The organism is Dialister sp. CAG:357 (assembly GCF_000435155.1).
Lineage (GTDB): Bacteria > Bacillota > Negativicutes > Veillonellales > Dialisteraceae > Dialister > Dialister hominis.
Genome location: NZ_FR896469.1, coordinates 32870 through 40752, shown reverse-complemented (window position 1 = coordinate 40752; position 7883 = coordinate 32870). Strand labels below are relative to the sequence as shown.

Annotated in this window: 9 protein-coding genes and 1 pseudogene; 3 read left to right on the top strand and 7 right to left on the bottom strand. The window is 50.8% G+C overall.

What is annotated here, in order from left to right:
• Positions 1 to 129: 129 nt before the first annotated feature.
• The 4 genes from M3200_RS08775 to panC form a co-directional block, all read right to left on the bottom strand.
• Positions 130 to 1131, bottom strand: coding sequence for an alpha/beta hydrolase (locus tag M3200_RS08775; protein WP_022383152.1), 1002 nt, complete (start codon positions 1129 to 1131; stop codon positions 130 to 132).
• A gap of 71 nt (positions 1132 to 1202) precedes the next feature.
• Positions 1203 to 2162: a bile acid:sodium symporter family protein gene (locus M3200_RS08770; protein ID WP_022383151.1), complete on the bottom strand. Its 960-nt coding sequence runs from the start codon at positions 2160 to 2162 to the stop codon at positions 1203 to 1205.
• Positions 2163 to 2197: 35 nt separating this feature from the next.
• A complete protein-coding gene (gene panD / locus M3200_RS08765; protein WP_022383150.1) occupies positions 2198 to 2581 on the bottom strand; it encodes an aspartate 1-decarboxylase in 384 nt (127 codons plus the stop codon).
• Positions 2581 to 3438 carry a pantoate--beta-alanine ligase gene (gene panC, locus M3200_RS08760; RefSeq protein WP_288178253.1) on the bottom strand — a complete coding sequence of 286 codons (858 nt, stop codon included), beginning with the start codon at positions 3436 to 3438 and terminating at the stop codon, positions 2581 to 2583. Before panC ends, panD begins: the two co-directional genes overlap by 1 nt.
• Positions 3439 to 3975: 537 nt before the next feature.
• Between panC and M3200_RS08755 the strand changes: the two genes are divergently transcribed.
• On the top strand, positions 3976 to 4497 hold the full coding sequence (locus tag M3200_RS08755; RefSeq protein ID WP_022383148.1) for a hypothetical protein: 522 nt from the start codon (positions 3976 to 3978) through the stop codon (positions 4495 to 4497).
• Between the two features lie 70 nt (positions 4498 to 4567).
• On the opposite strand, the gene M3200_RS08750 is transcribed toward M3200_RS08755, so the two are convergent.
• From M3200_RS08750 to M3200_RS08740, 3 genes are all read right to left on the bottom strand, one after another.
• A complete protein-coding gene (locus tag M3200_RS08750) occupies positions 4568 to 5368 on the bottom strand; it encodes a carbon-nitrogen family hydrolase (protein ID WP_022383147.1) in 801 nt (266 codons plus the stop codon).
• Positions 5369 to 5480: 112 nt separating this feature from the next.
• On the bottom strand, positions 5481 to 6761 hold the full coding sequence (locus M3200_RS08745; RefSeq protein ID WP_022383146.1) for a M18 family aminopeptidase: 1281 nt from the start codon (positions 6759 to 6761) through the stop codon (positions 5481 to 5483).
• A complete protein-coding gene (locus M3200_RS08740; protein WP_022383145.1) occupies positions 6761 to 7144 on the bottom strand; it encodes a hypothetical protein in 384 nt (127 codons plus the stop codon). The genes M3200_RS08745 and M3200_RS08740 overlap by 1 nt, the downstream gene beginning before the upstream one ends.
• 196 nt (positions 7145 to 7340) lie before the next feature.
• On the opposite strand from M3200_RS08740, the gene M3200_RS08735 reads away from it, so the two are divergent.
• Together M3200_RS08735 and M3200_RS08730 are read left to right on the top strand one after the other, a co-directional pair.
• Positions 7341 to 7643 carry a hypothetical protein gene (locus tag M3200_RS08735; RefSeq protein WP_108849972.1) on the top strand — a complete coding sequence of 101 codons (303 nt, stop codon included), beginning with the start codon at positions 7341 to 7343 and terminating at the stop codon, positions 7641 to 7643.
• Positions 7640 to 7883 (top strand): annotated as a pseudogene (locus M3200_RS08730) (tRNA pseudouridine(38-40) synthase TruA); the annotation flags it as partial. The gene M3200_RS08735 and the pseudogene M3200_RS08730, both read left to right, overlap by 4 nt.

The window sequence follows — 7883 nt, the reverse complement described above, 5'->3', positions numbered from 1 at the left end:
TAATTTGTATATATCATATCCCAAAAAGAGTCGCCTGTGTCAAGGAATCAGATAAGGAATTAGAAAGAGGCAATGAAAAAAGATGTGACCGAAAATGAAGGGTCACATCTTTTGTTTCTGTGATGGGAATCACGGTTTCATGTTCAGGTTGATGAAGTCACGGATTTCTGCAAAGGAATCGATGCTGTCCTGAAGCTCCGGCAGGCAGAGCGCAAAGTCATGCGACATGCCGGGATAGACAGTGAGCGTCACTTTGACATTGTCAGCAGCGGCTTTCTTCGCCAGCTTCATGCCGTCATCAAGGAAAAGCTCATAGCCGCCTGCCTGAATCAGCATGGGCGGGAATCCTGTGAGATCGCCGTAAACAGGTGAGAGGTGCGGGTCGGAGAGATTCATGCCTTTTGCATAGGTGGGGTGATTGATTTCGTGGAACATGCCCGGATTGATTTCACCCAGGACAAGATCCCTCTTCACGCTCTCCTTCCGGGAAGGGGATTCTGTCTCCAGCGTCATCCATGGCGAATCAAGGATGAGAAGCGCTGGCTGGGGAAGCTTTTCTTCCTTCAGCTTTGCGGAGAGGGCGAGTGCCAGATTGCCTCCGGCAGAGTCTCCGAAGACAATGATATTTTCCGGCTTGTATCCCTTCTTCAGCATGAACCGGTATGCAGTCATGGCATCATCAAGAGCGGCCGGATATGTATGTCTTGGCGCGAGCCGGTAGTTCACCATGTACGTATCGCGCGCGTTCGAAAGGACAGCCTGACGGACGCCCTGATTCCGGTACCCATTGTGAAGAGGACCTATATAGCCGCCTCCATGAAGCTGAAGGACGGTGCGGTTTCCTGAGCCTTCTGGGTTTGTCAGCTCTTCCAGGACAAGTCCGTCCTGAGAATATCTGGTGTAAGTCCATCCGTCCGGAGCTTCGAAGACAGCAGGCTTGGCAGAAGAGGCTGCAGGATGGAAGCGTCCGTACATTTCCTTGTAAATGTAGGCCTGCTTGGCAGTATTTTCCATCTGGACGCCCTCAGAGGGGAGCGTCCATGCCGGCGCAGCATAAGCGGGAAGGCTGCTGCCACAAAGGGTCATTCCGAGAAGGCCTGCAGCAGCCAGGCGGAGAATTTTCTGATTCATGATAGTTTCCTTCTTTCTTCAAACTAACTGTAATTATCATAGACCTTAGAGTCAGCTTGAAGTCAAGAAAATTAAATGGATCTTGTCTCAGCGGCGGGAGCCATTTCCTCCTCTTCATCCTTTCCTGCACACCAGGAAGCGAAGAGGGATCCGGAAATGTTGTGCCATACGGAGAAGATAGCACCTGCGATGCCGCCGGCCGCCGTGAAGTACATGAGGGCAAGCGTGGAGGCAAGGCCGGAATTCTGCATGCCGACCTCGATCGACATCGCGCGTACCTGCGCTTTTGTCATGCCTGCTTTCTTAGCCGCAAGGTATCCGAGTGTCATGCCGCCAAGGTTGTGGAGGATGACGACGCAGAGGATGATGAGGCCGCTGTCAAGAATCGTACGGCCGGAAAGGGATACGACGCATCCTACGGTGAAGATGATGACGAGAGCAGAGAGCATCGGCGTGATCTTCGTGACTTTCGAGACGGCCTTCGGGAAGAAAATATTGAGAAGGACGCCTGAAAGAAGGGGCAGAAGCACCATTTCTATGATGGAAATCATCATGGATGTGAAGCTGATATCGACCCATGCGCCGGCGGTGACCCAGATCAGGAAGGGTGTCACGAAGGGGGCGAGGATCGTATTGACCATTGTCATGGAAACAGAGAGCGCTACATCGGCGCGTGCAATGTAGGAAATGACATTGGAAGCCGTGCCGCCCGGGCAGCATCCGACGAGGATGACGCCGATGGCAATCGCCGGCGGGAGAGCAAAGAGCTTAACGAGCGCGAAGGCAAGCGCCGGCATGAAGATGAACTGGAAGAGCGTGCCGAGAGCAATGTTCTTCGGATGATCGAAGACGTTCTTGAAGTCGCGGGGCGTAAGGCTCATGCCCATTCCGAACATGATGACACCTAGGAAAATAGGGATATAACAGGCAAAAGGCTTCATGAGGGAAGGCCATATGATGCCGCATACGCCTGCAAGGATGACGCCGGCAGCCATGTACCTGGTGCAGAAATGAACGAGTTTTTCAAGCATGGAATCACTCCTTTACGGGAAAACAGAAAAAGGAATCAGACGGTTTCTCTTTCCTTTTCCGTGCCTCTTTCGCGAAGGATATGATTTTCGCCATCGACCATGACGACTTTCGGGACAAAGCCTCTGGCTTCTTTTTCATCCATGCCGGCATAAGCGATGATGATGACGATATCGCCGACGGCAGCCATGCGTGCCGCAGCACCGTTCAGGCAGATGACGCCGCTTCCTCTTTTTCCGGCAATGGTATACGTCTCAAGGCGCGCGCCGTTATTGTTGTTGCAGATCTGCACGCGTTCGCCGGGAAGGATGCCTGCAGCATCGAGAAGGTCAGCATCGATCGTGATGCTTCCCATGTATTCAAGATTGGCTTCCGTGACGGTTGCGCGGTGGATTTTTCCATGCATCATTGTATAAGTCATTATTCTGCCTCCAGGATTACGTTATCGATGAGTCTTGTCTTGCCGAAGCGGACAGCGACAGCAAGGAGGGCATTTCCTTCAATCGTTTCAGGAAGCTCTGCAAGGCCGGGCATTTCATACATTTCCACGTAATTGATGTCGCTCATCGGCTCTTCTTCGATTTCATTTTTAACGATAGTCAGGAGGGCATCCTTGTTTCTTTCGCCCTTCTGGAAAGCTTCTTTGGCGTGGGCAAGGCTTCTTGAAAGGACGAGAGCTGCCTTTCTTTCTTCCTGCGAGAGGTAAACGTTCCTGGAGCTCTTGGCAAGGCCGTCTTCCTCGCGTACGATCGGCATCAGGCGGAGTTCCACATTCATGAAAAGATCTTCGACCATGCGCTGGAGGACCTGTGTCTGCTGCGCATCCTTGAGGCCGTAGTAAGCGCGGTCGCATTCGGTCAGGTTGAAGAACTTGGCGCAGACCGTTGCGACGCCCCTGAAATGGATCGGGCGCGTGCGGCCGCAGAGGATCTTCGTCACGTGGCCGGTGACTTCGACCCAGGTCATCTCTTCGTGCGGATACATGGCAGAAGGAGCCGGTGCAAAAAGAAGGTCGGCTCCGCATGCTTCAGCAAGCGCACTGTCCTTTTCAAGCGTCCTGGGGTAGGCGTCATAGTCTTCATTCGGGCCGAACTGGGTCGGATTGACGAAGACGGTCGTGATGACGATGTCGTTTTCCTTTCTGGCGGCACGGATGAGGGAAGCGTGTCCCTCATGGAGAGCGCCCATGGTCGTTACGAGTCCGATGGATTTTCCTTCTTTTTTACAGCGGCGGACGAAATCTTTCAGTTCGCCAATTTCATGGCAGATAATCATCATTACAGCATCCTTTCCGGAGAAACTCCTGAAGGCTTTTCTGCAACGAGCGGGAACGAAAAAGAGCGCATTCCAAAACAGAATGCGCCCTAAATGGGGATCAGGATATGGGAAATAAAAAAGCATCCCCTGAAGGATGCCAGCTATTCTGAACCATGCATTCGTCTCGGTCATTACAATCCAAGCGATATGAATTTTAAGCAAGGCACGCGCGGATCTCTTGTTTCCATGCTCCGCTATGATTCAGCTGATATCATGCGGGTGGAAATTTCCAGTTCCATAAGCGCTGGTCATTCTTTCCTTTCATAAGACTCTGTAAAGATGCCCTTGAATGGAGGTGCATGGCCCATGCCTTTCGGGAAAAGGATACCCCATGAGGAATGACTTGTCAAGGTCAAAAAAGCAATTTGACAAATTGGGAGATGCATTATAAAATAAAGTCCTTGAATTCAAAAATATGCCATTTTCCACTTAATTATATACTACAGATAGTATATAATAAATGTATAAAGGAAGACCTAGGCGGAAGGAGGAGTCCTCATGAAGAAATTGGCAATTACAGCGGCAGCAGTGCTGGCAGCGGCATTCCTTGGGACAGGCACAGCGCATGCCCTTGTACCAGGCGTAGATATCATGGACACGGAAGTCGGCTATGGCTACAATGCAGCCAAAGACGGCATCCATAGTGCTCATATTGAAATCAAACCGATCCCGAAAGTAGTCGTGGGCGCGGGATACCGGCACTGGAACCATGCAGGCAATGAAACGGATGTGTATGCGAAGTACAAAATCGGCCACCTCTATATCGGCGCAGGCAACAGAAACTATTATGACAGAGATGCAAAACTTTTCGGACTTATTGAAGGACGCGCAAACGTCTTAGGACCAGTCGATGCTTATGCAGGCCTCAAAGTATCCAGCGAAGAACGCGAATACAAAGCAGGACTCCAGCTCGATCTCGTACCGACATCGTTTGATGTGGATGTCAACTACACCTACTATGACAGAGATGATGTCAAGAACGAAGGCGGCCTTGGCGTCGGCCTCAACTATCACTTCTAAGAGCCATAAAAAAAAGACTGCATGCAGCAGATTGCGTGCAGTCTTTTTTTATTTTTTTATATAGCGGAAATTATTCGGCAGTGATTTTGTCGATGTCCGGTCTTCTGTCGCGGAATACATTGATCTGTGAACGGACTTCCTGAATGACGTCCGTATCGATGCGGCCGAAAGCGATTTCCTCTTCATCTTCGAGGCGGCAGATTTCTTCGCCCCATGGATCGAGGAGGAGGGAATTTCCTGCATATTCCAGTCCGCCTGAGCGGCCGGCCTGATTGACAGCGGCGAGGTAGAACTGGTTTTCAATGGCTCTTGCCTGATTGAGGCGTACCCAGTGGGTGTTCCTGATCTTTGGCCATGCGGCGGGGACGAAGAAGAGGTCGACGCCCATCAGAGCTTCCCTTCTGATCAGTTCCGGGAAGCGGATGTCGTAGCAGACAGCCATGGAGCAGGCGACACCGTCCAGATTGAAGTGGGCGAGGTGGTCTCCCATACGGAAATAGCCAGGTTCACCGGAGAGGGAAAAGCCGTGGATCTTATCAAAAGTTTCTGCAATCTTCCCTTCGCGGTTGAAAACATAGGAGCGGTTCAGGATATCATTCCCGATCTTGGCAGCGACCGTTCCTCCGACGATATTGACATTGTTGTTTTTTGCGAACGTGGAGAGCATTTCCTGCGTTCTTTCTCCGTTCTTGTCAGCAAGTTCGTCCAAATGCTCCGCGGGAAAGAAGCCGACATTCCATGTCTCAGGGAGCACAAGGATGTCCGGTTCGTGCTTCATGGCCTTTTCCATGAGCTCCAGAGCGTGAGCGTAATTGACGTCGGGCTTTCCCAGCTCGACATGCATCTGCAGCAGTCCGATTCTAAGTTTCATATATCCTCCTTTTCAGATGAAATGCAAGGAAAACTAAATCTTATCTATATTATAGCATTCCTGCATGATAAAAAGACCGCGGCAAGGGCTGCGGTCTTTAATTTTACGAACTTTATGCAAAGAATGCGGTGCATGCGTCAACCAGGTAAGCGGTATCCTTGACGCCGGCTGTCTCGTAGGAAGAGTGCATAGCCAGCTGTGCAAGGCCGATATCCACGGTCGGCATAGCCACTTTCGTGTTGGAAATGTTGCCAAGCGTCGATCCTCCGGGATTATCACTCCTGTTCGTGAAGGTCTGCGTCGGGATATGATTCTCTTCGCAGAGATTTCTGAAGTAAGCGGCGGAGAATGCATTGGTAGCATAACTCTGGCGGGCGCTGAACTTGACGACGATACCTCCGTTGATGACGGGGCGGTTCACAGGATCAGCGTATTCCGGATGATTCGGATGGACAGCATGCGCATTGTCGGCAGAAATCATGAAGCTTCTGGAAATGGCGGCCATCGTCTCATCATAGGAAAGGCCCAGCGAAGAAGCAAGGCGCATCAGGACATTGTAAAGGAATGTCGAACCGGCGCCCTGAGCTGTCTGGCTTCCCACTTCTTCATTATCAAAGAGGGCATAGACGGAAATGGCTTCTTCCTTCTTTCCGAGGGTGAACCCGCGGAAAGCGGCAAAAGCGCACTGCAGGTCGTCGAGCTTGGGAGAGGAAACGAATTCACGTTCTTCGCCCCAGATCGTGCCGGGCACGCGGCTGTAAAGATAAAGGTCATGAGCGAGGGTATCTTCTGCTTTTACTTTGGCTGATGCGGCAATGACATCCATGAAAGGCGTCTTGCCGGAAGACAGACCATAGAGGGGAAGAAGATCCTTCTGCACATTCCAGGACTTGTTCTGGTTCACCTGGCGGTCCATGTGGATCGCAACGGAAGGGATGACAAGCATCGTGCCGTCGACAGCGACGAGCTTCTGGGCCAGATGGCCGTTTTCCCTTGTAATCAGGCGGCCTGCTACGGAAAGCGGGCAGTCCATCCAAGTGCTCATGATCATGCCGCCATAGCCTTCCACATTCAGACGGACATAAGGGCCGTCCTTGATTTCAGGATTTTCCTTGATCTTGAACGTAGGGGAATCGCAGTGAGCTGCGACGATGCGGAAGAACTCTCCGCCATTTTCAGGCACGGCAAAAGCAACGAGCGCACTGCCGTCCCTGGTGACCACGTATTTCCCGCCCTTTTCAATCTGCCATGTATCTTCTTCGCGCAGCTCAGTAAAACCCGCGTAAGCAAGCGCAGCTTTCACACCGCGGACGGCATGGAAGACAGAAGGAGACTTGGCGATGAAATGGAGCAGGTCGCGGCTCATGTCATCAGGCGTATTTAAAGGTTCCATTATTTCTTATGGTTGACTTTTCTCTGATAAACAGCTTCAGCCATTTCAGCGCGGGCTTTGACGACCGGATTGGTGGAGTTGACGGAAGTTGGTGTGAAGTTGCTGGTGTAGTGCAGCGTCTTCGTTTCCTTTTCCATCTCAACGACCTGAATGGTGCCTGCTGTACGGTCATAAGCGTATGTATAGGTGCAGGTGCCGTCCGGAATCGTCTGAATAGCTACGAAATTCAGGATTTCATGGCCGTTCGTTGTTTTCTTCAGGCTTGTTTCATCAAGATCGATCGTCGTCGTGTCGTTGTACTTCCAGTAACTTTCAGCGGAGACGGTCAGTGTTCCTGCGGCAATGGCAGCAGCGGCAGCCAGAGTCATCAGCATTTTTTTCATTAAAAATCACTCTCTTTCAAAAACGGGGATACTGTCCCTTGAAGTGGATACTATTCGGTGTATAACCTTTTCTATTATATCATAAAAATGAGAAATGAAAGAAGAAACTATTGGTTAAGAGTCAATTTTCTTGAAATTCGAGGCATAAGAAACTGAAGCTTATGCAGCTAAACGATTGGAGGATCATTTCAAGACCATGCTGCAGGCCGTGAAGCAGGAAGAAATCTTCATTCCCAGGAAATTCTCGTGTCCTAAGCCTGAGGAGGGTTTCCTTTTTCCATGGGTCCTTTTTGTTTTACTGCTGTTTCCGGTTCAGCCAGTCTTTGATCTGGAATGGAGGCGGGTTCTTCTTGTCAATGGCAGGAGGGGTTTTAAAGGGGATTTGCTGGTTTTCTCAAAATTATTCATTGGCTTTGAGTCACTTTTTCTTTTTTCAGAGGCCTTTTCCGTATATAATGAATATAGCGGGGCATGTGGCTCCGGAAAGGAATATATATGACAAACTATGCAATGATCGTGTCCTATGACGGGACGCGCTATGAAGGATGGCAGAAACAGACCCGCACGAAGGAAACCATTCAGGGAAAGATCGAGGATGCGCTTCTTCAGGTGACAGGGGAGGTCTGCCAGGTGAATGGGGCCGGTAGAACGGATGCGGGCGTACATGCCAAGGGGCAGTGTGCCAATTTCCGCCTGCCATTCCAAGTACCGGCCGATAAGCTGATGGATGAATTGAACC